Genomic DNA, 22598 nt, shown 5'->3' on the forward strand with positions numbered 1-22598 from the left:
GCCGGCCGAGCGGTCGCAGCACCTCGGGGGCGTTGCGCAGCGAGCCGTCGGCGTCCCAGTTGCCCGGGGTCAGCGCCGCGCGCAGCTCCGGCCGCTCGCCGGCCACTGCTGCCGGCGCGGACCGGCCGTGGCCGGTCCGCAGTCCCCAGCCGAACGGGTACAGCGGCCGGTAGTCCCGGTCACCGACGTTGATCGGCACCTGCGCCTCGCTGCGCGGCCAGGTCACCGGGAGGCGACCGGTGAACGGGCGCCGGCCGAACAGGACGTCGGCGACGCCGGCGCCCTCGCTGCCGGGCAGCCACGACGCCACCAGGGCGTCGATCCTGCCGAGCTGGTCGGTCACGATCTGCGGCCGTCCGGAGACCACCAGGACCACGCAGGTCTCGATCTCGGCGCAGACCTTGTCGATCACGGCCTGGTCGGCGGGTTGCAGGCGCAGTGACTTCTCCTCCTGCTGGGGCGTCGAGCACCAGCCGCACTCCGGGCCGCCGACGTCGCCGTACCCCTCGGCGTACGGCGTCTCGCCGACCACCACCACGCCGACGTCGGCGCCGGCCGTGGGCGCCGAGGCGTCCGCGCTGTAGGTGACCCGCGCCTGCGGCGCCACCTCCCGGATGCCCTCCAGGACGGTGGTGCCGGGGATGAGGTCGCCCGACTGGCCCTGCCAGGTGATCGTCCAGCCGCCGGCCTGGTTGCCGATGTCGTCGGCATTGCGGCCGGCCACGTACAGGTTGGCGTCGCGGCGCAGCGGCAGCGCCCGCCCGGCGTTCTTGAGCAGCACCTGCGACTTCGCCACCGCGTCCCGGGCGATCGCCCGGTGTGCGGCGCTGCCGACCCGGTCGACGTTCGCCGCGGAGGCGTACGGCTGCTCGAAGAGGCCGAGCTCGAACTTCTTGCGCAGGATGCGCCGTACCGCGTCGTCGAGGCGGGCCGTGCTGACCCGGCCGGCGGTCACCTCGGCCAGGAGCAGCTCCTCGAACTGCGGTGCGCTGTTCGGCTCCATGAACATGTCGGTGCCGGCGTTCACGCCGACCCGCACCTTGTACGCGGTCAGGCCGGTGTTGGCCGGCTCGGCCGGGTCGGGGATCTGGTGGATGCCCTCCCAGTCGGAGATCAGGAACCCGTCGAAGCCCAGTCGGCCCTTCAGCACGTCGGTGAGCAGCTCGCGGCTGGCGTGCATCTTGGTCGGGTTGCCCAGGCCGTCCTCGGTCCAGTCCACGCTGGAGAAGGAGGGCATCACGCTGCCGACGTCGTGTCGCCGCAGGGCGGGCAGGTAGGGCGACAGATCGATGCGGGCGAAGCGGGCGCGGTCGGTCACCGTCACGCCCTGGTCGATCGGGTACCGCTGCTCCCACCACGGCTTGCCCTCGTTGGCCGCGGCGATGGCCTCGTCGTAGTCGGTGTCGCCGTCGCCGGCGTAGTGCTTGGCGGTCGCCAGGACCCGGTCGGCGTCGTCGAGCCGGCCGGCGCGGCGCCCCTGCAGGCCGTCGATGATCCGTGCCATCGGGATGACCAGCGCGGGGTCCTCGCCGAAGCTCTCGTAACTGCGCCCCCAGCGCTCGTCCCGGGAGACGCAGAGGCACGGGGCGAAGTTCCACGGGATGCCCGTGGCCCGCACCTCGGTCGCGGTGGCGTGCCCGATCCGTTCCACCAGGGCCGGGTCGCGGGTGGCCCCGAGGCCGACGTTGTGCGGGAAGATCGTGGCCCCGTGCACGTTGCCGTGCCCGTGCACGGCGTCGATGCCGTAGATCATCGGGATCTGCAGCCGGGTGCTCAGTGCCTGGGCCTGCAACTCGTTGACCATCTCGACCCAGGCGGCCGGGGTGTTGGTGGCGGGCGTCGAGCCCCCGCCGGAGAGCACCGAACCGAGCCGCCACTTCGCGACCAGCGTGGGGTCGGCGGCGACCGCGGCCCGCTCGGCCTGGGTCATCTGGCCGATCTTCTCCTCGACCGTCATCCGTCCGAGCAGGTCGGCGACGCGCCGGTCGACCGGCAGCCTCCGGTCGAGGTACGGCAGGCCGTGCGCGTCGATGACCACCAGCGGTGCTCCGGTGACGGTGGCGCCGGTGGAGTTCGTGGAGAGGTTCAGCGGGACGGTCTCCGCCGTCTCGGCCGTCGGGTCGGTGTGGACGGTGAGCTCGACGTGTCGCGCGGTGCCGGACGGGCTGCCGGCCGGGAAGGTCAGCGTGCCGGTGACGGCGGTGTAGTCGGCGTCGGCGGTGGCGGTGCCGTTGCCGGTGGAGTAGCGGACGGTCGTCGGGGTGGCCAACGGTTGCCCGTCGGACGTGGTCACCGAGACGGCGATCCGGGCCCGGCCGCCCTCCGCGACGGTGTGGACCGACCGGTCCGCGGCGACGGTGACGGTTCCGGTGCTCGTGGCGGACGCGGACGAGGCCGGCAGCAGCGATGCGGCCAGGACGACGGTGCCGACGAGTGCGGCGCGGCTGCGCCAACATGGACTCATGTGGGTGCCTCCCTACGGGAGTCGGGCGCCCGTACCCTCCCGGTCCGGACCGCCCTCGTCCCGGTAAGGAATCCTTCCCAATTCGATCAGGGTCCGTCAATATTACGGCGCAATAAAAGTGGGGCGGGCTCGGATGGAAGAGGTCCGACGCGCGCCGGACGTGCGGCTGGTGAACACCCTGGCGATCCGGTGTGCCGAGCGGTATGCTCCGCGGCGATGATGACTTCTCGTGTCAGATTGGAGGTCCCGTCCGCGCAAGGTGAGTGCTGATGCGCTCCCGTACCGCGAACGTGGATTCCCGTCTCACCCTCTGGCGTCGCGTGCGCGAGTTCGCCGTGCCGCCCTCCATGATCGAGTCTGCGACCGCTCGTCGCCGTGCCGGTGACTGGGCCGGAGCGTGTGCGGCCGCGGGCGTCGACGTCGACCTCGACCTGCGTTCCCTGGCCCGTACCCACGGCCGGGAACTCGCGGCGCGGGTCCGGGCCGACCTCCGGCAGCTGGCACCCGACCTGTTGCGCTGGCACCTGCCGAGGATCGCCCCGGACGGGCTGCTTCGCCCCGGCCTGACCGTCGCGCTGGCCCGGTACGAGGTGGCCGGCGGCGCCGTGCACCTGGTGGCCCGCACCCCGCCGGCCTGGGCGGATGCGGGTCAACGCTTCGGCCTCGCGCTGTGGGCCGGCTCGGGGGAGCGCCGCCATCCGCACCCCCACCCCGACCGTCGATTCCGGTTCGACCTGCACCGCCACCTGTGGGACGCGGGCCGGGCTGCTGAGCTGAGGATCCGGTCGGGGGCGGACCGGCCGCCCGCCGATGCCGGCCCCGATACCGACCCCGAGGGCGCAGTGCCGCGCGGTCGGGGCTGCGCGGTGGACCGGTGGGCGGCCGAGGCGGCGATCCTGCTCCGCGCCGAGGGGCGGGCCGACGGTGCCGTCACCGCCCGACTCGGGGGCCGCCGCCGGCTGGTCCTGCACGTGGCGGCGGGCGATGCGGGTCTGCGGATCGAATCGGCAGCCGGCCGGGGCGGTGCCGGCGGGCTGCCGGTGCTGCCCGACGCGGCGACCTGGGTGTCACCCGACCTGGAACTGCTCCGCACCGGACTGATCGACGCCGACCGGCTGCACCCGCTGGTGGCGTCGGCGCTGGTGACCGGGGACCGGGCGGCCGGGGCGGCATCGGTGCCGGACCCGCGAGGGCAGCCGCGCCTGGTGCCGTGCCGGGGCGCCCGGCACCGGATCGGCCTGGTCGACGGCGTGCTGGCCGCGCTGGACCATGACCCGGCCGAGATCCGCCGCGAGGAGCTGCTGGTCGCGTTGGGGGGCGCCCCGCTGCCCTGCCTGCGGGCGATCGACGAGGCGCACCGCAGGCCGGAGTGCCTCGACGACGTCCGGGCCCGCCTGGACCACGGCGACACCGCCGGGGCGCTGGCCACCGTCGAGGCGCTGCTCGGCCCGGACGCGCTGCTGCGGGCCGGGGCGCTGCGCGAGGAGCTGGAGACGGCCGCGCAGCGGCGGGTCACGTACGGACTGTTCCGGGCGGGACTGGCCGGGCGCGGTCCCGGCCCCGCCGCCTCGGACCCGCGCCGTACCCGTGACCGTCGCTCGCGCCCGCGCCACGTCCTCCCGCGCTGAACAGCGCCCTCTTCCGCTTCCCGCCGAACCCACAAAAGGTGATCACGCATGCCACTCGGTATCTCCGTCGCACCCGTCCACGCCCCGGCGCTCGACGTCGCCGCCGAACTGCTCGCCCTGCTCGGCGACACCACCACCGAACCTCGCCCCGACCCGCAGTTGGAGGCCCTGACCCTGGCCGTCGCCGCCGACCTGCCCGTACTGCTGTGGGGTGAACCGGGCATCGGCAAGACGGCCGCCCTGACCCAGCTCGCCGAGGCGCTGGACCTGCCGCTGACCACGGTGATCGCCAGCGTCCACGAGCCGTCCGACTTCTCCGGGTTGCCGGTCGTCGGGGACGACCCCGCCGTCCAGGGCGTCCCGATGGCCCCGCCGGACTGGGCGGTCCGCCTGGTCCGGGCCGGCCGGGGACTGCTCTTCCTCGACGAGCTGTCCACCGCACCACCGGCGGTGCAGGCCGCCCTGCTCCGGCTGGTGCTCGAACGGCGGATCGGCGCCCTGCGACTGCCGCCCGGAGTCCGGATCGTGGCCGCCGCCAACCCGCGCTCCTCGGCCGCGGACGGCTGGGAGCTGAGCCCGCCCCTGGCCAACCGCTTCGTCCATCTCCAGTGGACCCACGACCACGAGGTCGTCGTACGCGGCCTGGGTGGAACCTGGCCCCGGGCCGCCCTGCCCCGGCTGGACCCAGAGCGGCTGCCGGCGGCCGTCGGCCTCGCCCGCCGCGCGGTGTGCGGGCTGCTGTCCGCCCGCCCGGCGCTGGTACACCGGCTGCCCAGCACCGAGAGCCGCCGGGGCGGAGCCTGGCCGTCGCCCCGCAGCTGGGAGATGACCCTGCGCCTGATCGCCTTCGCGACCGCGGCCGACACCTCACGGGACGTGCTGTCGATGCTGGTACGCGGCACGGTGGGGGACGGCCCGGGCCTGGAGCTGCTGGCCGGCATGGACCGCATGGACCTGCCGGACCCGGAGGTGCTGCTGGCCGACCCGGCGAGCGTGGTGCTGCCCGAGCGGGGTGACCTGCGCCAGGCCGTGCTGGACGGCGTCGTGGAGGCGGTCCGCCGGCATCCGGAGCGCTCCCGCTGGGACGCCGCGTGGGCAGTGCTGGTGCGGGCCCTGGACACCGGCGCTCCGGACCTGGTCGTCGTCCCCGCGTCCACCCTCGCCGCCCTGCGCGAGGAGGACTGGGACCTTCCGGCGTCGATCGAGCGGCTCGCGGGCGCGGTGTCGCTGTCCCGGCGCGCCGACGAGGCGGCGGCGCGGGTGGCCGCCGCCGCGGGGACCGGCCGGTGAGCGCCGGCCGCGCCGGGGCGCTGGACCTCGACAAGCTCTTCGCCGCCCGGCTGCACGCCGCCCGGGTCCGGCCCTACCTGGCCACGGCGTTGTTCGCTCTGCACGTGGTGGAGTCCAGGTGGGTGCCGACGATGGCCGTGGACCGGCACTGGCGCTGCTACGCCGCACCGGCCTTCGTGGACCGCACCCCGGTGGAAGAGCTCGCCGGGGTGTGGGTCCACGAGGTATCGCACCTGCTGCGCGACCACCACGGGCGTAGCGACCGGGTGGCGCGCGAGCGCGGCCTGACCGGGCCGGGCGAACGGCTGCGGATGAACATCGCCGCGGACTTAGAGATCAACGACGACGTGTTCGGTGACGGTCTGGCCCGGCCCGAGGGCGCCGTCGAGCCGGGACACCTGGGGCTGCCCGAGGGCGAGCTGATGGAGGAGTACCTGCGCCAGTTCCGGCTCGGACCTCGTACCCAGGCGTTGGCCTGGTTGGACTGCGGCAGTGGGGCGGACGGGCTGGAGCGGGTGTGGGACCTGGGGCCGGACGGCGCGCACGGGCTCACCGCGCAGGAACGGGACGCGGTGCGGTTCCGGGTGGCCGAGGGCATCACCGCCCGGCCGGGAAGCACGCCGGCGGGTTGGCGACGCTGGGCACAGGCGGCATTCCACCCACCGCAGCCGTGGCGGGAACTGCTGGGCGCGGCGGTGCGCTCGGCGGCCTCCGCACCCGGAGTCGGGGAGGACTACACCTACGGGCGTCCGTCGCGGCGCTCCGCCGGGGTGCCCGGAGCTGTCCTGCCGAGCCTGCGCCGTACGCCTCCTCGGGTCTGCGTGGTGATCGACACGTCCGGATCGGTGAGCGACGCCGAGCTGGGCAGCGCGCTGTTGGAGGTGGCAGCGATCTCGCGGGCCGTGGGTGGGCGGCGCGACCTCGTCAGCGTGCTGCCGTGCGACGCGGCGGCCCGGGTCGTGCATCCGCTGTGCCGGGCCGAGGACATCCCGCTGCTCGGCGGCGGCGGGACCGACCTGCGGACGGGGTTCACCCGGGCGCTGCGGGCCCGGCCCCGACCGGACGTCGTCGTGGTGCTGACCGACGGGCAGACGCCCTGGCCCGCCTCGCGGCCGCCGTGCCGGACGGTGGTGGGGCTCTTCTCCCGGGTCGGGTCGTGGGACGAGGACGACCCCGACTACGTGCCGACCACGCCGCCCGGGTGGGCGCGGGTGGTGAGCATCGGTTCCGCTCCCGCCGCTCGCTGAGCCGGCCACGGTCCGCGGACGGCCGGACGTTCAGCCGGCGGGCGCGGTGCTCTCCCGGGGCACCACGGTGTGCGGCGCGACCACCAAGGCGGGCGCGGCGTCGCGCCGGGCGATCCGGGCGACGATCCGGGCCACCGCCTCGCGGGCGATGAAGGCGGTGTCGGCGGAGACCGTGCTCAGGGTGGGCCGGGCGTAGCGGCCCTCCTCGCTGTCGCCGATCCCGATGACCGCGACGTCCTGGGGCACGCGCAGCCCGGCGTCGACGGTGGCGCGCAGGGCGCCGATCGCCAACCGGTCCGAGTAGCAGAGCAGGGCGTCCGGCCGTTGCTCGTGCGCCAGCAGGGTGCGGGCGGCGTGGTAGCCCTCCGCGCGCCGGTGAGGCAGCGCGGGCTGCAGGTAGCCGGACGGCGGTGCCAGCCCCGCCCGGCGCAGGGCGCGCCGGTAGCCGAGGGTGTACCGCTGGGCAGCGGCGGGGGAGTGCCGTGGGCGGACGCCGATAGCCGCGATGCGCCGCCGCCCGGTGTGCAGCAGGTGCGCGGACGCGTCCTCCGCGGCCCGGGCGTGGTCGATGGCGACGCGGTCGCAGCGGCCGCCGGGAGCGTCGCCGAGCACGACCAGCGGCGGTCCCGTCGACGGTCCCTCGATCAGCCCCGGTGGGGCGACGTCGGCGGCGAGCAGGACGCCGTCCACCGGCACCGGGCGGGCTTCGCCCGCCGCGACGCGGCGGCTGTGCTCGATGACGACGCGGTAGCCCCGCCGCTCGGCGCCGGCCACGACCTCCCGGACCAGTTCGTCGAGGCGCGGGACGTCGAACCCGGGTACGACGAGCGCGAGCAGGCCGGTGCGACCGGCGCGCAGGTTCCGCGCGGCCAGGTTCGGGCGGTAGCCCAGTTCGTCGACGGCCGCCTGGACGCGGCGGCGCAGCTCGTCGCTGACGTACGGGTAGCCGTTGACGACGTTCGAGACCGACTTCACCGACACCCCGGCGAACTCCGCGACGTCCCTGAGCGTGGCGACCACAACGCCTCCTACACCGGCCAAGGGGTTTCGGTGGTGTACTTCGCACCCTCGCAGAGCCAGTCACACCTGTCAAGGAAGTACGCTGGTGTGAACCTCAGGAGGTCTCCGTGAGCGACGACGCAGCCGTGCCTCCCGCCGTCCGGCTGGTGCGGGACTTCGTCAACACCTTCGAGCCGCAGATCGACGAGGAGTCGCTGAGCACGCCCGACCGGCTCCGCGACTGGCTCGTCGAGCGGCGGCTCGTGCCGGCGGACGCGCGGCTGACGGCGACGGACCTGCGCGTGGCGACGACGGTCCGGGAAGGTCTGCGCGAGGTGCTCCAGGGCCACGCCGGCCACTGCGTCGACCCGGACGCCCGGGACCGCCTGAACGAGGTCCTGGCGCAGTTTCCCGTCCGGTTGGCCTTCACCGACGACGGCCACCGGCTCGCCGCCACCCGCGACGACCCCCTCGGCCAGGCGCTGGCCGGGCTGCTCGACGCCCTGCGGAGCAGCGCGGAGGAGCAGACCTGGACCCGGCTCAAGGTGTGCGCCCGGGACACCTGTCGCTGGGCGTTCTACGACGCCTCCCGCAACCAGGCCCGCCGGTGGTGCTCCATGGCGGGCTGCGGCAACCACATCAAGATGAAGCGCGCCTACGCGGCCCGCAGGAATCGGGCCGCCGGGGGTGCGCCGGCGTCCGCCCGGGAGCGATAGGCGGCGCACCCGGGCGGCGCTCTGGCCTGCTCAGGCGAGGGCGGCCACGGCGGCGTCGGCTCCGTTGCGCCAGAGCACCCCGGCCTCGCGGAAGCCGGCGGCGCGCAGCGCGTCCAGGTGCCACTGCGCCGGCGGGGTCCACTCGGGACTGTGTCCGGTGGGGTAGACCTGCCTCCGCTTCTCGACCAGGGGGCCGAGGGCCGGGTCGGCGGCGGCCTGCTCCCACCAGCCGGCCCAGGACGCGGCGGCGCCGGCCGCGTGCCGGGCCGTGCGTCGCTGCCGGGCCCGCGCGGTCAGTTGCGCGGTGAGGGTCGGCAGGGTGTCGCCGGGCATGTGGTCGGCGTTGACGAACACACCGCCGGGCCGCAGGCAGCCGTGGATCTCGCGGTACAGCTCGGCCAGGCGGGGGCCGTCGAGCCAGTGCAGGGCGGTTGCGGTGAGCACCGCGTCGTACTCGCGGTGGGGGAGCGCGGCGGTCCACTCCGGGCGGTTGAGGTCGGTGGCGACGAGCGTGGCCCGGCCGGACAGGGACGCCTCGGCGAGGGTGAGCAGGACCGGGTCCAGGTCGACCAGGGTGACCTGCGCGTCGGGGCGCCGGGCCAGGGCGCGCAGGCTGATCGAGCCGGTGCCGCCGGCCAGGTCCAGCAGCCGTAGCGGCCCGTCACCGGTCACGGCGTCGGCGGCGTCGAGCAGCGCGGCGAAGCGGTGTTCCCGGTCCGGCAGGTACGCCTCCTGCTGCCGGTCCCAGCTTTCCTGCCACGCCCCGGCATCGACAAGGTAAGGAGTCATGACCGAGACGATAGTTACCGGCCGGACCCGCGTCGAGGGTTCTTCGCCCCTTGTTGCAAAATATTGGCGACAAGGGGCCGGCGGGTTGACGGGGACGCATCCGGATGTCGGGTCTTCGGGCCTGCTGCCCGCGACGAGGGATCGTTAGGCTGCTCGCATGGCAGACGAGGGCATGCGGATCACGCATGCCGAGACGGCGTCCCGGCCGGACGACCTCATCGTGTCGGCGGTGCGGCAGGTGCTGGCGGCGATCCCGGCCGGGTGCACCTGGCTGCTGCCCGTCACACAGGACGGTGACGTGGTGGACTTCCGCGTCGCCGCCACCAGCGACCAGGGCCGCGACGTCTACGGCCGGGGGACCGGCCGGGTCGGCGGACTGCTCAGCGTGCTCTATCCCAGCATGGTCGGTGGTCCGCTGTGGCAGGCGTACCACCAGGTGCTGGCCGGCGGTGCGCCGGTCCGGTTGCCGGACTTCCGCTACGAGGGCAAGCAGGCCGGCGTGGTGGCCGACGCGCTGTTCGACATCAGCGTGCACCGGGTGCTGGGCGGCCTGCTGGTGTGGTGGCAGCGGCTGGACGAGCACCAGCGGCGGCTGGAGCGCACCGAGCTGCTGGGCAGCCTCGGCTGGGCGGAGTACGACCTGATCACCGGCCGCAGCGAGTGGTCCCCCGGCATGTACCGCATCTTCGACCGCGACCCGGCGCTCGGGCCGCTGTCCCGGGCCGAGCAGTCCGCGGCCGTCGTCGCCGACGACCACGGGTTGCGCGAGGCCGCCTGGCAGACCCTGGACAGCGGGGCGACCTCGGACGTCACCGTGCGGTTCCGGACCGGCGCGTCGGTGAAGTACCTGCGCATCCTCTCCGAGGTCGCCCGGGACTCCGACGGCGCCCCGGTGAAGGTCTACGCCGTGGTGCAGGACGTGACCGCGCGGGTGGACTCCCGTACCGCGATCGAGCGGCTCAGCGACCAGCTGCGCACCCGGGAGATGACCGCGCTGGCGGAGCACCGCCTCGCCGGGCAGTTGCAGAACCTGATCCAGCCGGTGCCCCGCGAGCCGTTCCCGCTGACCGGCCTGGAGGTGCTGGTCGGGTACCTGCCGGCGGAGAGCGCGGTGCAGGTCGGCGGCGACTGGTACCACGCGCAGACGATGCCGGACGGCCTGGTCGTCCTCGCGGTCGGTGACGTCGCCGGGCACGGCCTGGAGGCGGCCAGCGGCATGGCGCACCTGCGGTTCGCGCTGGTCGCGTGGTTGTCGATCGGCATCCGGGACCCGGGAGAGCTGCTCGGGCACATGAACCGGCTCTGCGCGCAGCTCGCGATCACCGCGACCGCGGTGATCGCCGTCTACCAGCCGGCGACCCGCTCGCTGTGCTGGGCCCGAGCGGGCCACATGGCCCCGCTGCTGGCGCGGGCGGGAACGACCGCCGAACTCGACCGGCCCGCGGGAATGCTGCTCGGTGCCGACACCGAGGCGGCCTATCCCGTCGTCGTCGCGCGGCTGCGCGGCGACGACCTGCTGCTGTTCTACACCGACGGGCTGGTGGAACGGCGGGTCGGGGAGACGGTCGACCTGCTCGGCCCGGTGATGCGGGCGCTGTCGGACCTCTCCCGCGAGCCCGGGGAGCGGACCCTGCCGCGGCTGCGCGAGGCGCTGCACCAGCCCAGCCCGGAGGACGACACCTGCACGCTGGCCGTGCGCGTACTGCCCTGACAGTGCCTGCCACCGGAGACGGCGAGGCGGGGGTGGGCCCCGATGGTCAGCCGGCCGGGCGCAGCCAGGCCACCGCGCGGCGTACGGTCTCCTCCGGTACCTCGTGCCCGCCGTCGAACTCGTCGTAGGTGACGTCGTACCCGAGCGTCTGCAGGCGCGGCACCAACGTCCGGCTGCACCGGTCGACGGGCAGCACCCGGTCGGCGGTGCCGTGGGAGACGAACACCCGGGGCGTGCCGTGGGTGAGCAGCGGGGCGGCGAAGCCGGGGGAGAAGGCCAGCACGGCGTCGAAGACGTCACCGTTGATCAGGCCGATCGACAGCGCGTAGGACGCGCCGTCGGAGAACCCGCCGATCAGCAGGCCGGCGATCGGGTGTCCGGCGACGATCTCCTGCAGCACCCGGTCGATGCGCCGCACGTCGGGGCCGAAGCCGACCCCGATCATGTCCCAGGTCGCCGCGACCGACTGCGGCGCGACGAGCAGCAGGCGCTCCTCGTCGGCGACCGGCAGCATCAGCTCCAGGGCCTGCCGGGGTGACCCGCCGGCGCCGTGCAGCAGCAGGACCAGCCGGTACGGCCCGCCGTCCGCCGGCTCCGGCACCCAGGCCTGGGCGACCAGGTCCCCGGCCGGCCCCTCGAACGACAGCAGCCCGGTGCGGGCCCCGGCAGCGATCGGCGGACCGGGCCGCACGCTCAGCCGGCCGTGCCGGGAGTTCTCCTCCGGCTGCTCGTGCGGTGCTGCGGTCTCCGGGGTGATCGGCATGGGTGCCTCCGCGCGTCGGACGTACTTTCCCGGCGGGCTACCCGGTCCGGCGGTCGGCAGTCCCGGCGCGGCCGGAAAACCCCGGTCCGCGCTGCGTAAGGGTGCCTGAAGCGAATCGTAAGCGGGATCCGGCAATGTTCCGGGTGTCACCGAGAGAGCACACCGACCCGCAGGAGATCCCCGATGCGCAAGCTCATCAACTCGACCTACATCACCCTCGACGGCGTCATCGAGAACCCCGTGTGGACCATGCCGTACTTCGACGACGAGGCCGCCGCCTTCGCCGGCGGGCAGACGAACGAGGCCGACGCCCTGCTGATGGGCCGCATCACCTACGACGGCATGTCCGCCGCCTGGCCGAACCAGGACGAGAGCGACCCGAGCACCGGCGCGGCCTACTTCAACCACGTCAAGAAGTACGTCGCCTCGACCACTCTGACCGACCCCACCTGGAACAACAGCGAGGTGCTGCGGGGCGACCTGGTCGAGGAGGTGACCCGGCTCAAGGCCCAGGAGGGCAAGACCATCCTCCAGTACGGCTTCGGCTCGGTCACCACTCAGCTGATCGCGGCGGGCCTGCTCGACGAGGTCCGGTTCTGGATCCACCCGGTCCTGCAGGGCGGCGACAGCGTCACGGCGCCGCTGAAGGACTTCACCGCGTCGTTCGAGCTGATCGACACCAAGGTCCAGCGCAGCGGCGTGATCATCGCCTCGTACCGACCGAAGGCGGCCCGCTGACGGTCGGCCGGACCTGGGCCCGGGCCTCGCCCGGGTCCAGCTCCCGGCCCTCGGTGACCAGCGCGTCGAAGCGCTCCCGTCCGAGGGCGCCGACCAGCCGGCCGGTCACCCGGTCGATCTCGTCGCGCTCCGCCGGCGCGGCCGGGGCGGCGGCGGCCTCCCGGGCGGCGGCCGCGGCGCCCACCAGCCGGGCTGCGACCTCGGGCGGACCCACCGCCGAGGCCATCCCCTCCAGCGCGCTGACCGCGTCCCGCGGCGACCCCATCGCCTGCGCGGCGTCGAACGCCTCGACGTGCAGGGCCAGCCCGGCGGCCCGGTCGCCGCCCTGCTCGGCCGCGTAACCCAGCTCCACCAGGACCATCGGCAGGTACAGCGCCGGCCGGGTCTCCCGGCGACCCTGCTCCGCGATACGCGTCAGGTGCGTGACGGCCACGTCGAGCTTGCCCTCGCGACGGGCGGCCAGGCCGAGACTCAGCTCGGCGAAGATCGTCGCGTTCGGCGCGTCCTGCTCGACGGCCAGCCCGTACGCGCGTTCGGCCAGCTCCCGGCCCCGCGCGTAGTCGCCGGTCTGCACCGCGAGCCAGGCGAGCCAGGACAGCTTGTTGCTCACCTCCGGCCACAGCGACAGCTCCTCGGCCCAGCGCAGCCCCTCCCGGTGCAGGGCGGCGGCGCGCTCGATCTCGCCCTGCATCTCGGCCAGGCCGCCCACCCAGTCGCTCGCCTGCAGCCGCCCCCAGCGGTCGCCGATCCCGGCGAACAACGCGGCGCTACGCGTCCCGGCGCGCTCCAGCGTGGCCAGGTCGCCGGTGGCGTGCGCCAGCTTGGCCCGCGAGCTGAGCACCGCGGCCTCGGTCCATGGGTCGTCGACGGCGGTGGGCAGCAGCTCGTCCGCCAGCGCCAGGTCGCTGCGGTCGATCACCGCGTTCGCGACGAACCACGCGGCCCGGCCGTCGCCGGTGCCGGCCACGGCGGCGCGCAGGTCGCCCGGCACGACCGGGTCACCCTGCAGCAGCGCGAAACCGGCCCGCCACGGCACGGCGCGCGCCTCCTCGGCCGGATCGCCGGGCACGGCCAGCGCCCGCCGCGCCTCGGTGAGCCGGCCGCGCAGGAACCAGTACCAGCTCAGCGCGGTGGCCAGGCGCAGCCCGCCGCCGTGCGCCAGCGCCGCGCGCAGGTTCGCCGCCTCCGTGTCGAGCCGGGCCAGCCACTGGCGCTGGTCGGGGCCGCGCAGCTTCGCCTCGGCGCGTTCGGCCAGGTCGGTGTAGTAGGCCGCGTGCCGGGCGCGGACGTCGTCGGCGTCGGGCAGGCGTTCCAGGCAGAACGCGGCGACCGACTCGAGCAGCCGGTAGCGGGGGCCCGCGCCGGAGTCGTCCACCACCACCAGCGAACGGTCCACCAGCCGGGCCAGCGCGTCGAGATCGGTCCGGCACACCTGCTCGGCCGCCTCCGGGGTGCAGCCGTCGCTGAACACCGCCAGCCGGGCCAGCACCCGGCGGTCGGCCTCGTCCAGCAGGTCCCAGCTCCAGCCGATCACCGAGGTCAGCGTGCGCTGCCGCGGCGGCGTGTCCCGCTGCGCGGTGGTGAGCAGCCGGAACCGGTCGTCCAGCCGGTCCACCACGCCCTGCACGCCGAGCGCCCGCACCCGGGTCGCGGCCAGTTCGAGGGCCAGCGGCAGGCCGTCCAACCGGCGGCAGAGCTGGGCCACCGCGGGCCCGGTGCGCTCGTCGAGGCGGAAGCCGCGCTGGTGCGCGCCGGCCCGGGCGGCGAAGAGCCGGGCCGCGGCCGAGCGCCGGACCGCGTCGAGGTCACGGTCGTGTCCGGGTACGGCCAGCGGCGGCACCTCCCAGAGCACCTCACCGGTGAGGCCGAGCGGTTCCCGGCTGGTGGCCAGCACGGTGACCCCGGGGGCGTCGCGCAGCAACCGGGCGACCACCGCGGTGACCGGCTCGATCACGTGCTCGCAGTTGTCCAGCACGAGCAGCAGCTGCCGGTGCCGGAGCCCGGCGGACAACCGGTCGACGGCGGAGACGCTGGCGCCGGCGGCCTCCCGCAGGTCCAGCGCGCCGAGCACCTGGTCGGCGACGCCCGGGTCGCCGGCCGGCAGCGGGGCCAGCTCCACGAGGTGGACGCCGTCGGGGAGGGACTGCTCGCGGGCGGCCTCGGTGGCCAGCCGCGTCTTGCCGACCCCGCCGGGCCCGATCAGCGTGACCAGCCGCTGCCGCGGGAGCAGGGCGCGCAGCTCGGTCAGCGCCTCGGCCCGCCCGACCAGCTCGTCGAGCCGGGCCGGCAGGCTGTTCCGGATGATCGCCGCCTTCGGCGGGGCGCTGAGGCCGGCGTCCTGCTCGAGGATCCGGCGGTGCAGGGCGACCAGCTCCGGCCCCGGGTCGAGCCCCAGCTCGTCAGCGAGGCGGTCGCGCAGGTCGGCGTAGCTGTCCAGGGCCTCGGACTGGCGACCGGCGGCGTACAGCGCGCGCATCTGCAACGCGCGCAGGCCCTCCCGCAACGGATGCCGGGCGACCAGCTCGGCGAGGTCGGCGGCGACCAGGTCGTGCTCGCCGCGGGCCAGTCGGGCGTCGGCGAGCCGTTCGTGCACCACCAGGCGCTGCTCGGCCAGGCGGGTCGCCTCCGCCCGGGCGAACTCGGCGTCGGCCACGTCGGCGTACGGGTCGCCGCGCCAGAGCGCGAGGGCGGCGGTCAGCCGGTCGACGTCGGTCGAGGTGGCCAGCTCGGCGAACCGGTCGGCGTCCACCGCGCCGGTACGCAGCAGGTAACCGGGCGGCCGCGACTCGACCAGGTTGCGGGCGCCCGGCTCGGCGTCGTTGAGCGCCTTGCGCAGCTGCGACACCCGCACCTGCAGGGCGCCGGCCGGATTGGCCGGGGCGTCGTCGCCCCACAGGTCGTCGACGAGCCGGTCCGCCGAGACCACCTGGTTGCGGTGGGCCAGCAGATCCGCCAGCAGCACCCGCACCTTCGCGCCGGGCACGACGACCGGCTCGCCGGTGTCGGTGGTGACGGCGAGCGGCCCGAGCACCCCGAACTGCACGGCCGCCATCCTAGCGACGCGAACCCGACCTGAAGTGGACCGTAAGCGCCCCGGCCCATCCTCGGCACATGGACATCCACCACGAAGAACACGGCATCGCCGAGGGCCGGCCGCTCGTGCTGATCCACGGCGCGCTCTCCGGCATCGGCACCTCGTTCGGCAGGATCCTGCCGCTGCTGGCGAAGACCCGGCGGGTGATCGCCGTCGAGTTGCAGGCACACGGCCGTACCCCGGACATCGACCGTCCGCTGACCGTGGAGCACTTCGCCGCCGACGTGGTCGAGCTGCTCGACCGTCTCGGCGTCGGCCGGGCGGACCTGTTCGGCTGGAGCATGGGCGCGGCGGTCGCGCTGCGCCTCGGCACCGACCACGCCGAGCGGGTCGGGCGGCTGGTGCTCGCCTCGGTGAGCTTCGACGACACCGGCCTGCACCCCGGGCTGCTGGACGGCATCCAGGACCTGCAACCGGAACACCTGCACGGCTCGGAGTTCCACGAGGAGTACCTGCGGACCGCGCCGGACCCGACCGGCTGGCCCGCTCTGGTCACCAAGATGAAGGTGTTGGACGCGAACCTGCCGCGGTGGACGCCCGAGCAGATCCGGGCACTGGCCGCACCCACCATGATCGTGCTGGCCGACGCGGACATCGTCCGGCCCGAGCACGCCGTACGGATGTTCCGGCTGCTCGGCGGCGGGGTGCCCGGCGACCTGACCGGCCTGCCGGCCTGCCGGCTGGCCATCCTGCCCGGCACCACGCACACCACCGTCCCGCACCGCGCCGACTGGCTGGCCCCGATGGTCGACGAGTTCCTGGACGAGGGCTGACGGCCCGGGAAACGATGGTTGTCCTCCCGCAACGGTCGCGGAAGTTTCCAGCGTGAGTAACCTGCGGGCGTGGACGACGACGCGGGCACGACCGAACCGGGGCTGGTGACCCCCGGGCCGGCCGCCGGGTCTGCCCTCCTGTCGGAGGACTTCACCGCCGACACGGTCACCGCCCTGCGGCACCGCTTGCACGCGGCGGTCAGTGCTGCGGGGCTCCGCGGCGACGAGGGCTACGACTTCGTCCTCGCGGTGCACGAACTGGCCACCAACGCGGTGCGCCACGGCGGCGGCCGCGGCCACCTCGACCTCCACCGCCAGGACGACGTGCTGATCTGCGAGGTCAGCGACCACGGCGCGGCCGGCGCGACGCTGCCGGTGCGGCCGCCCGCCGTGGACGTCGCCGGCGGACGCGGGCTGTGGCTGGCCCACCAGCTGACCGAGGGCCTGCTGCTCGTCCGGAAAGCCGACGGCGTCACCGCCACCGTGACCGCCTGCCTGGACCGGGCCGACAGATAGCCCGCCGCCGGCGGCGCGACGCCCGAGCCCGGCCGGGCGGCTGACCCGGACTGACGGGACACCCGCGGCAGGCGTCGGCCGGCGCGGTCAGGGCTGGCGCGGCGTGGTGTCGGTGCGGCGTTCCCACTGCTCGCCGCGCCGGCGGCGGTCCTCGCGCACCGCGCTGCGGATGGATCGCAGGGTGGCGTCCGGCGCGAAGATCAGGGCGTACCAGCGGTCGAGCATGGCATGCAGGTCGGCGAGCGTCGCGGTCGCGCGCTGCGTCTGCTCCCGGGCCGCCCGCAACTGTTCCCGGGCCGCCTGTGCCTCCGTCTCCAGTTCCGAAACCCGCAGCCGCATCGGCTCGACGAGGGTCAGTGCCGCGTCGGTGAGCACGTCGGCCGCGTCCGCCTTGAACTTGCCGCGCTGGGCCACGACGGCCGCGATGGCCGCCAGGCCGCTGGCGCCGCCGAGCACACCCAGCACCGACAGGACGATCTGTACCCAGTCGGGGGCGGCGGAGGTGTCGGTCGGAGGGGTCATCGCCGGCCGCCGGTCAGTATCTCGGCCTTGTCCCGGTCGGTGGTGCGGATCAGCCGGCGGAGGTCGAGCAGGATCTCCACGGCCCGCCAGCACGCGCCGATGGCGACGGCGGCGATGAACGAGGTGGCCGCCACCGCCATCCGGCCGGACATCACCGCCAGGGCGACGGCGTACATTCCGGACAGGGTGCCCAGCAGGAGCATCGACGCCAGCTCGATGCCGAGGCCGGTGGAGATCCGTCCCGGCCAGAGCAGGCCGAGCAGGCCGCTGACGCCGACGGCGATGAGCCCCAGTTCCCAGCCGATCCGGACCGGTGCCGGCATGGCCATCTCCACCGAGGGCGGGCTCACCTTCAGGGTGATGAGCAGGAACCCGCACACGGGCACGGTGATCAGGATGGCGTTCTCGAACGGTCGCCGGTTACGCCAGATCCGCATGCTGCGCACGGCAACTCCTTGAGGTCGATGCGGTACCCCGTCGGAGACGCTGCGGTTGCCGGAGGCGTACGACCACACTGCCCGTACGGGCGGCACCCGCCGCTGTGACGGGGGTGTGACGACGAGCGTCATCGGTGGTCGACACCTCTAGTCATACCACCCGAAGCGGGTCGCCCCAACTGATGGGATCCGACATAGCTGCTGGTCAGGGGCGGTGTGGGCGCATCGGGTCGACGCCGGAGGGGGTCCCCGGGCCTCGGCCCGGGAACCCCCTTCGCGCGCAGATCAGTCAGCTCGTGACGTCACGCCTCCATCGACGTCCGGGAGCGACGGGCGATCAGTCGTGCCCCGACGCCGGCGACGACCATCGCGGTGCCGGTGCCGAGGAGCCACCACAGGCCGGAGGCGTTGCCGCCGGTGACGGGCAGGATCGGACGCGGGCTGACCGTCGGCGGCTGGGTCGGACCAACCGTCGGGGCCGCCGTGGGCTGAGTCGGCGAGGGCGTCGGCTGGGTCGGGCTCGCGGTCGGGGACGGGCCGAGCGGACGCTCGCAGCGCGCCTCGGCGAGGATGACGGTGCCGACCGGGATGTCCAGCAGCGTCCCGCCGACGGTGGTGCCGGTCAGGCGCAGGGTGGCCACTACGGCGATGGCGACCGCGCCGTCCGGGGTGACGGTCTCCACGTTGGTCAGCGTGGCGGTCAGTCTGGCACCGGTCAGCCCGGCGACGGTGACCGGGATGCTCGCGGTGACGCCGGGAGTGTTGGGCAGCAGCTCCACCGGCTCACCGAACAGTTCCAGCCCGGTGAACGTCGTGTCGGCGGTCTGGGCGCCGACCTGAGGGCAGTTGACCGCGGCGGTGATGACGTCCGCGTCGATGACCGGGGTGCCGAGGACGGCCAGGGCCAGGTCGGCGATCTCCGCACTGGCGGACGAGGCGGTGGGACCGCGGGTGGCGGTGACCTCGACCACGGTGCCGGAGGCGGTGACGCCGAGGGCGCCCGGAATGGTGATCGCCAGTGCGGTGTCGGTGTCCGTGCCGCCACCGGCGGGCGCGACGGCGGTGCCGATGACCACGTCGGCGTTGATCACGGGAACCCCTGCCACGGCGGCGGAGAGGTCCACGACCACTCCGCGGGCACTGGCGTCGCCGGGCTGCGCGAGCGCCGGGGCGCCGAAGGACGCTGCCACACCGCCCGTGGCGGCGATCGCCAGCGCCGCGGTGGTGGAAAGTCGCCGGATTAGTTTCACGTTCTCGCCTCTGCTCGGATGTCCCCTCTCGACTGTCGAGAAGGCGGGTTCGACGCTATACAGAAAAATCCCTTGTTTCGGGCAAATGGGACAAAGACCGCAAACAAATTGATATTCGGATTACCACCCCGGTTGCCGGGAATGAGGCCGGAGCGGGCGTCGATGTGACGGCGCCGGCGCGGACCGGGTGTTCGGAATGGACGAGGCCACTCGGCGGGCGCACGTACCCCGGGCCCGCCCCTCCCGGCCCCCGGGCCACTGGGCGTTTGCCGGCAACGGCCGCGGGTAGCCACGCTGCCTCCGCCACGGGAAGGACATCGCATGGGCGAGCTGAAGTTCGTCGACAAGGTCGCCGCACGGGCGGGCGTACCGCCGGAGACGGCGCGGTCCCTGACCGAGGCCACCCTGAGTACCCTCACGCAGCGGATCAGCGGTGGCGAGGCGGCAGCCCTGTCCGGCCATCTCGCCGCCGAGCTGAGCCCGCTGCTGATCAAGGGCGCGGAGGACCCGGAGGCTTTCGGCTACGACGAGTTCGTGCGCCGGGTGGCGGACGGCGCGGGGGTGGACCGCGGCGTCGCCGAGCGGGGCGTGCGGGCCGTCCTGCAGACCCTGCACCGGGTGGTCGGGCACCGGGAGTTCGAGGACGCCATGGCGCAACTGCCGGCGGACCTGCGGGCACTGGCCGAGCCTCTGCCCCGCGCACCCTGACGCCACGCGGGCACCGGGTCGCATCCGGACCTGCCGGCGGTGAGCCGCCGGGGTGACCGCGGGTGGCGGACCAACGCGCGGGCGGGCCTGCGCCGGCCCGTCGCGCGCGGTCCGCCCGTCGGCGGGTCAGCCGGCGGCCACCGCGGCCAGGTAGCGCTCCGCGCGATCCGGCGCCATGAACCAGTCCTGCAGGTCGTTCGGGTCGCAGAAGCCGTTGGCGAACCGGCGGGCGACGGTGGGACTGGACGCGGCGGTGCCGAGGATCTGCTGCACGTGCGGGGGCAACGGCTGGAGCATGGCGTTGGTCCAGTGGGTGACCGCCTGCCCGGTGTCGACCCAGAACCGCTCGAACGTCCGCTCCATCCACTCCCGGTCGAAGGGCTGGTCCGCACGCTCCAGGATCGACCGCAGGTACGCGTCGGCGCACTTCGCGGCGGTGTTGCTGCCCTGGCCGGTGATCGGGTCGTTGGCGATCACCACGTCGGCCATGCCGAAGACGGCGCCCCCCGAGGGGAGTTCGCCCACCGGGCGGCGGACCGTGGGGGTGTACCGGCCGGAGAGGGTGGCCCGCCCGTCGGTCAGCTCCACCCCGGCACACCGCTCGTGGATCCACGGCGTGTACCGCCGGGTCAGCTCCAGGGTCAGCTTGAGGTGCTCGGCCGGGTCCCGCCGCTCCTGCCACAGGTCCAGCGGCCCGTCCGGCACCGCCTCCCAGAACAGGATGTCGCACGGTCCGGACAGGGTGAGCGCGGGAATGACGAAGAGTTCCCCGAGCCCGGGCACCGCGTTGAAGCTGACGTGCGGCTCGGGCCACAGCGGGTCCGGCGTCATCCCGTGCACGTACGCGACGGCCAGCCCGCGCTGCGGCGTCGCGTACACCGACCGCTGCGGGTCGCGGTCGAAGACACCCACCAGATCGCCCTTGCCGGCCGCCACGACGGTCAGGTCGTAGCGGCCGAGCCGGGTCAGCCCGTCCAGGTCGGCCGTGGTCACGCCCTGGTAGTGCACGGTGCCGCCGCGCTGCTCGAACAGCTCCAGCCAGGCCGCCATCTTCAGCCGCTGATCGGTGCTCTGCGCGGGCTCGTCCAGCGGGCAGGGGATGCGCAGCGCCCGCTCGCCGGGCGGTGCCGACAGCGACACGTGCAACCCCTGGATCTGCGGCGTCTGCGCCGCCCAGAGGTCCAGGCCGTACCGGCGTTCGGTGTGCAGGGCGGCGGCGAACATGGCCTGCGTGCTCATCACCCAGCCACGGCGGATCTCCTCGGGCGTGCGAGCCGACATGACGGTCACGTCGTAGCCCTCGGCGAGCAGGCCGAGTCCGAGCTGCAGCCCGGACTGGCCGGCCCCGACGATCAGGATTCTGCGCATCTGTACCTCCAGGGTGGGTGAGCTACCGGACCGCGCCGGCGGTGCTGGCCATGGTGTGCTCCACGACCGTCACCAGCGCCCGCGCGACCGACGAGGGGTCCCGCACGTCGCACGCGACCACGGGAACGTGGGGGGACAGTCCGAGGGCCGCCCGGACGTCGTCCAGGCGGTGGGTCAGTACGCCGTCGAACAGGTTGACGCAGACCACGAACGGCAGGTCGGTGTCCTGCTCGAAGTAGTTCACCGCGGGGAAGGACGCCTCCAGGCGCCGGGTGTCGGCCAGGACGAGAGCCCCCACCGCGCCGCGGCACAGGTCGTCCCACATCGGCCAGAACCGGGGCTGCCCGGGCGTGCCGAACAGGTACAGCACCAGGTCCCCGCCGATGGTCAGCCGGCCGAAGTCCATCGCCACCGTGGTGGTCGTCTTGTCGATCCCCGGGTCGAGCCGGTCCACGGTCTCGCTGGCCGCCGTCATCCATGCCTCGGTGTTGATCGGCGGAATCTCCGAGATGGACTGCACGCACGTCGTCTTGCCGACCCCGAAGCCGCCGGCAATGACGATCTTCGCGGAGGTCGGCAGGGGGTGGTCAGGCGAGCTGACGGAGGCCATCGCGGAGTCTCTCCAGAAGGCGGTGGTCGAACGGGGAGGCGGCGGTGTCGCCGTGGATGCGCAGTCGGTCGGTCGCGGCGAGGTCGTCGACGACCACCCGGGTCACCCCCAGCGACATGCCGCAGACCGCGGACAGTTCGGCGACCGAGCGGGTCGTGCGCGCGTGCTCGTAGAGCGACCGCGGCTCGGGCAGCAGGCCGGAGGCGAACACGGCGTCGTAGTACGGCACCGACACCAGGGTGTGCACCAGCAGGTGCTGCCTGGTGCGGGTGCGCCCTCCGGTGAGGACGTAGGGCCGCACCTTCCAGTACGGGGTGGGCATGGTGGAGACTCCTTGGCTCCGGGGTGGTCAGCGGGCCGGCTGGCCGGCGGTGTGGCGGTGCAGCTCGCTGCGGACCTGCGGGGTGAGCGCGTGCCGTACGGCGCCGACGAACTGCGTCATCCGGTAGGCGACGACGCGCAGGTCGCAGCCGGCCGTGGCGGCCACGGCCAGGCCCGCCGACTCGCCCACCCGCATGAACAGCAGGTGCCCGTGGGGCAGCCGGACCGTCAGGTACTCCGACGCGCCGAGGTCGAGCAGGGCGGCGCTGCGGTCGGCGATGCTGAGCAGCCCGGAGGTCAGGGCGGCGAGCTGGTCGCCGAGGTCACGGGGCACCCGACCGGACGCGGCGAGCTGGAGCCCGTCCAGGGAGACGAGCACCGCGTGGGTGACGCCGGGCACGTCGTCGGCGAACTGGCGGACCAGCCAGGCGCAGTCCGGCGGGGTCTGGCCGGCGGCCGGCTGGTGGCGTGCGTCGAGGGGTCGGGTCATCAGGAGCGTCCTTCGTCGAGGGTGGCGGGCCGGGCGTCGCCGACCCCGGCGGCGAAGGCCGCCGTCTCGTCGGGCCAGGCGGACCCGCCGGGCGGCGGGGCCGAGAGCTGCGGTGCCGTGACCGGGGGCGGCGGGCGGTGCGCCCCGGGCGAGGGGGTCTGCCC

General features: G+C 74.5%; 21 protein-coding genes. 9 read left to right on the forward strand and 12 right to left on the reverse strand.

Translation table 11 applies throughout. The features are described 5' to 3' along the window. Positions 1-2464: glycoside hydrolase family 3 N-terminal domain-containing protein (locus tag ACSNN7_RS23385; RefSeq protein ID WP_436683083.1), on the reverse strand; the 2464-nt coding region annotated here is incomplete at its 3' end. A gap of 269 nt (positions 2465-2733) precedes the next feature. Here ACSNN7_RS23385 and ACSNN7_RS23390 point away from each other — a divergent pair. The 3 genes from ACSNN7_RS23390 to ACSNN7_RS23400 are packed head-to-tail and all read left to right on the forward strand — an operon-like array spanning position 2734 to position 6629. Continuing rightward, positions 2734-4092 carry a hypothetical protein gene (locus ACSNN7_RS23390; RefSeq protein ID WP_436683084.1) on the forward strand — a complete coding sequence of 453 codons (1359 nt, stop codon included), beginning with the start codon at positions 2734-2736 and terminating at the stop codon, positions 4090-4092. Positions 4093-4140: 48 nt separating this feature from the next. Then, positions 4141-5382 carry an AAA family ATPase gene (locus ACSNN7_RS23395; RefSeq protein ID WP_436683085.1) on the forward strand — a complete coding sequence of 414 codons (1242 nt, stop codon included), beginning with the start codon at positions 4141-4143 and terminating at the stop codon, positions 5380-5382. Continuing rightward, entirely contained in the window at positions 5379-6629 is a 1251-nt protein-coding gene (locus ACSNN7_RS23400; protein WP_436683086.1) for a vWA domain-containing protein, read from the forward strand. Before ACSNN7_RS23395 ends, ACSNN7_RS23400 begins: the two co-directional genes overlap by 4 nt. Positions 6630-6659: 30 nt before the next feature. On the opposite strand, the gene ACSNN7_RS23405 is transcribed toward ACSNN7_RS23400, so the two are convergent. Continuing rightward, the gene (locus tag ACSNN7_RS23405; RefSeq protein WP_436683087.1) at positions 6660-7649 is read right to left on the reverse strand and encodes a LacI family DNA-binding transcriptional regulator; all 990 of its coding nucleotides are present in this window, start codon (positions 7647-7649) and stop codon (positions 6660-6662) included. 107 nt (positions 7650-7756) lie between these two features. Between ACSNN7_RS23405 and ACSNN7_RS23410 the strand changes: the two genes are divergently transcribed. Continuing rightward, on the forward strand, positions 7757-8344 hold the full coding sequence (locus tag ACSNN7_RS23410; protein WP_436683088.1) for a CGNR zinc finger domain-containing protein: 588 nt from the start codon (positions 7757-7759) through the stop codon (positions 8342-8344). 30 nt (positions 8345-8374) lie between these two features. On the opposite strand, the gene ACSNN7_RS23415 is transcribed toward ACSNN7_RS23410, so the two are convergent. Beyond that, on the reverse strand, positions 8375-9133 hold the full coding sequence (locus ACSNN7_RS23415) for a class I SAM-dependent methyltransferase (RefSeq protein WP_436683089.1): 759 nt from the start codon (positions 9131-9133) through the stop codon (positions 8375-8377). Between the two features lie 157 nt (positions 9134-9290). Here ACSNN7_RS23415 and ACSNN7_RS23420 point away from each other — a divergent pair, with 157 nt between their 5' ends. Next, positions 9291-10844 (forward strand): PP2C family protein-serine/threonine phosphatase, encoded by a 1554-nt coding sequence (locus ACSNN7_RS23420; protein WP_436683090.1) that lies wholly within the window; start codon positions 9291-9293, stop codon positions 10842-10844. A 46-nt stretch (positions 10845-10890) separates the two neighbouring features. On the opposite strand, the gene ACSNN7_RS23425 is transcribed toward ACSNN7_RS23420, so the two are convergent. Further along, the gene (locus ACSNN7_RS23425) at positions 10891-11607 is read right to left on the reverse strand and encodes an alpha/beta hydrolase (RefSeq protein WP_436683091.1); all 717 of its coding nucleotides are present in this window, start codon (positions 11605-11607) and stop codon (positions 10891-10893) included. Positions 11608-11790: 183 nt separating this feature from the next. Between ACSNN7_RS23425 and ACSNN7_RS23430 the strand changes: the two genes are divergently transcribed. Beyond that, positions 11791-12345, forward strand: coding sequence for a dihydrofolate reductase family protein (locus ACSNN7_RS23430; protein WP_436683092.1), 555 nt, complete (start codon positions 11791-11793; stop codon positions 12343-12345). Here ACSNN7_RS23430 and ACSNN7_RS23435 read toward each other — a convergent pair. Next, entirely contained in the window at positions 12311-15388 is a 3078-nt protein-coding gene (locus ACSNN7_RS23435) for a BTAD domain-containing putative transcriptional regulator (RefSeq protein ID WP_436683093.1), read from the reverse strand. The genes ACSNN7_RS23430 and ACSNN7_RS23435 overlap by 35 nt on opposite strands. 68 nt (positions 15389-15456) lie before the next feature. Here ACSNN7_RS23435 and ACSNN7_RS23440 point away from each other — a divergent pair, with 68 nt between their 5' ends. Beyond that, complete coding sequence (locus ACSNN7_RS23440) at positions 15457-16212, forward strand: alpha/beta fold hydrolase (RefSeq protein ID WP_436683094.1); 756 nt, start codon at positions 15457-15459, stop codon at positions 16210-16212. A 69-nt stretch (positions 16213-16281) separates the two neighbouring features. Then, positions 16282-16728 carry an ATP-binding protein gene (locus tag ACSNN7_RS23445; RefSeq protein ID WP_436683095.1) on the forward strand — a complete coding sequence of 149 codons (447 nt, stop codon included), beginning with the start codon at positions 16282-16284 and terminating at the stop codon, positions 16726-16728. 87 nt (positions 16729-16815) lie between these two features. Here ACSNN7_RS23445 and ACSNN7_RS23450 read toward each other — a convergent pair whose 3' ends face one another. From ACSNN7_RS23450 to ACSNN7_RS23460, 3 genes are all read right to left on the reverse strand, one after another. Continuing rightward, a complete protein-coding gene (locus ACSNN7_RS23450) occupies positions 16816-17250 on the reverse strand; it encodes a hypothetical protein (protein WP_436683096.1) in 435 nt (144 codons plus the stop codon). Continuing rightward, the gene (locus tag ACSNN7_RS23455) at positions 17247-17687 is read right to left on the reverse strand and encodes a hypothetical protein (RefSeq protein ID WP_436683102.1); all 441 of its coding nucleotides are present in this window, start codon (positions 17685-17687) and stop codon (positions 17247-17249) included. The genes ACSNN7_RS23450 and ACSNN7_RS23455 overlap by 4 nt, the downstream gene beginning before the upstream one ends. Positions 17688-17989: 302 nt before the next feature. Next, positions 17990-18937, reverse strand: coding sequence for a hypothetical protein (locus ACSNN7_RS23460; protein WP_436683097.1), 948 nt, complete (start codon positions 18935-18937; stop codon positions 17990-17992). A 321-nt stretch (positions 18938-19258) separates the two neighbouring features. Between ACSNN7_RS23460 and ACSNN7_RS23465 the strand changes: the two genes are divergently transcribed. Beyond that, positions 19259-19645 carry a DUF2267 domain-containing protein gene (locus tag ACSNN7_RS23465; RefSeq protein ID WP_436683098.1) on the forward strand — a complete coding sequence of 129 codons (387 nt, stop codon included), beginning with the start codon at positions 19259-19261 and terminating at the stop codon, positions 19643-19645. Positions 19646-19771: 126 nt separating this feature from the next. On the opposite strand, the gene ACSNN7_RS23470 is transcribed toward ACSNN7_RS23465, so the two are convergent. Genes ACSNN7_RS23470 through ACSNN7_RS23485 form a run of 4 tightly spaced genes read right to left on the reverse strand, consistent with a single transcriptional unit; the run spans position 19772 to position 22434 of the window. Beyond that, positions 19772-21013, reverse strand: coding sequence for a styrene monooxygenase/indole monooxygenase family protein (locus ACSNN7_RS23470; protein ID WP_436683099.1), 1242 nt, complete (start codon positions 21011-21013; stop codon positions 19772-19774). A 22-nt stretch (positions 21014-21035) separates the two neighbouring features. Next, on the reverse strand, positions 21036-21623 hold the full coding sequence (locus ACSNN7_RS23475) for a GTP-binding protein (RefSeq protein ID WP_436683100.1): 588 nt from the start codon (positions 21621-21623) through the stop codon (positions 21036-21038). Beyond that, a complete protein-coding gene (locus ACSNN7_RS23480) occupies positions 21601-21945 on the reverse strand; it encodes a DUF742 domain-containing protein (RefSeq protein ID WP_238452096.1) in 345 nt (114 codons plus the stop codon). The genes ACSNN7_RS23475 and ACSNN7_RS23480 overlap by 23 nt, the downstream gene beginning before the upstream one ends. A 27-nt stretch (positions 21946-21972) precedes the next feature. Next, on the reverse strand, positions 21973-22434 hold the full coding sequence (locus ACSNN7_RS23485; protein WP_436683101.1) for a roadblock/LC7 domain-containing protein: 462 nt from the start codon (positions 22432-22434) through the stop codon (positions 21973-21975). Positions 22435-22598 lie beyond the last annotated feature (164 nt).

Origin of the sequence: Micromonospora sp. URMC 105 (genome assembly GCF_051386295.1) — a bacterium.
GTDB lineage: Bacteria > Actinomycetota > Actinomycetes > Mycobacteriales > Micromonosporaceae > Micromonospora.

Coding starts and splice junctions, on each gene's coding strand:
- ACSNN7_RS23470 (WP_436683099.1), bottom strand. CDS start 21,013: ATGCGCAGAATCCTGATCGTCGGGGCCGGCCAGTCCGGGCTGCAGCTC.
- ACSNN7_RS23415 (WP_436683089.1), bottom strand. CDS start 9,133: ATGACTCCTTACCTTGTCGATGCCGGGGCGTGGCAGGAAAGCTGGGAC.
- ACSNN7_RS23395 (WP_436683085.1), top strand. CDS start 4,141: ATGCCACTCGGTATCTCCGTCGCACCCGTCCACGCCCCGGCGCTCGAC.
- ACSNN7_RS23475 (WP_436683100.1), bottom strand. CDS start 21,623: ATGGCCTCCGTCAGCTCGCCTGACCACCCCCTGCCGACCTCCGCGAAG.
- ACSNN7_RS23455 (WP_436683102.1), bottom strand. CDS start 17,687: ATGCGGATCTGGCGTAACCGGCGACCGTTCGAGAACGCCATCCTGATC.
- ACSNN7_RS23440 (WP_436683094.1), top strand. CDS start 15,457: ATGGACATCCACCACGAAGAACACGGCATCGCCGAGGGCCGGCCGCTC.
- ACSNN7_RS23485 (WP_436683101.1), bottom strand. CDS start 22,434: ATGACCCGACCCCTCGACGCACGCCACCAGCCGGCCGCCGGCCAGACC.
- ACSNN7_RS23480 (WP_238452096.1), bottom strand. CDS start 21,945: ATGCCCACCCCGTACTGGAAGGTGCGGCCCTACGTCCTCACCGGAGGG.
- ACSNN7_RS23450 (WP_436683096.1), bottom strand. CDS start 17,250: ATGACCCCTCCGACCGACACCTCCGCCGCCCCCGACTGGGTACAGATC.
- ACSNN7_RS23420 (WP_436683090.1), top strand. CDS start 9,291: ATGGCAGACGAGGGCATGCGGATCACGCATGCCGAGACGGCGTCCCGG.
- ACSNN7_RS23425 (WP_436683091.1), bottom strand. CDS start 11,607: ATGCCGATCACCCCGGAGACCGCAGCACCGCACGAGCAGCCGGAGGAG.
- ACSNN7_RS23465 (WP_436683098.1), top strand. CDS start 19,259: ATGGGCGAGCTGAAGTTCGTCGACAAGGTCGCCGCACGGGCGGGCGTA.
- ACSNN7_RS23390 (WP_436683084.1), top strand. CDS start 2,734: ATGCGCTCCCGTACCGCGAACGTGGATTCCCGTCTCACCCTCTGGCGT.
- ACSNN7_RS23430 (WP_436683092.1), top strand. CDS start 11,791: ATGCGCAAGCTCATCAACTCGACCTACATCACCCTCGACGGCGTCATC.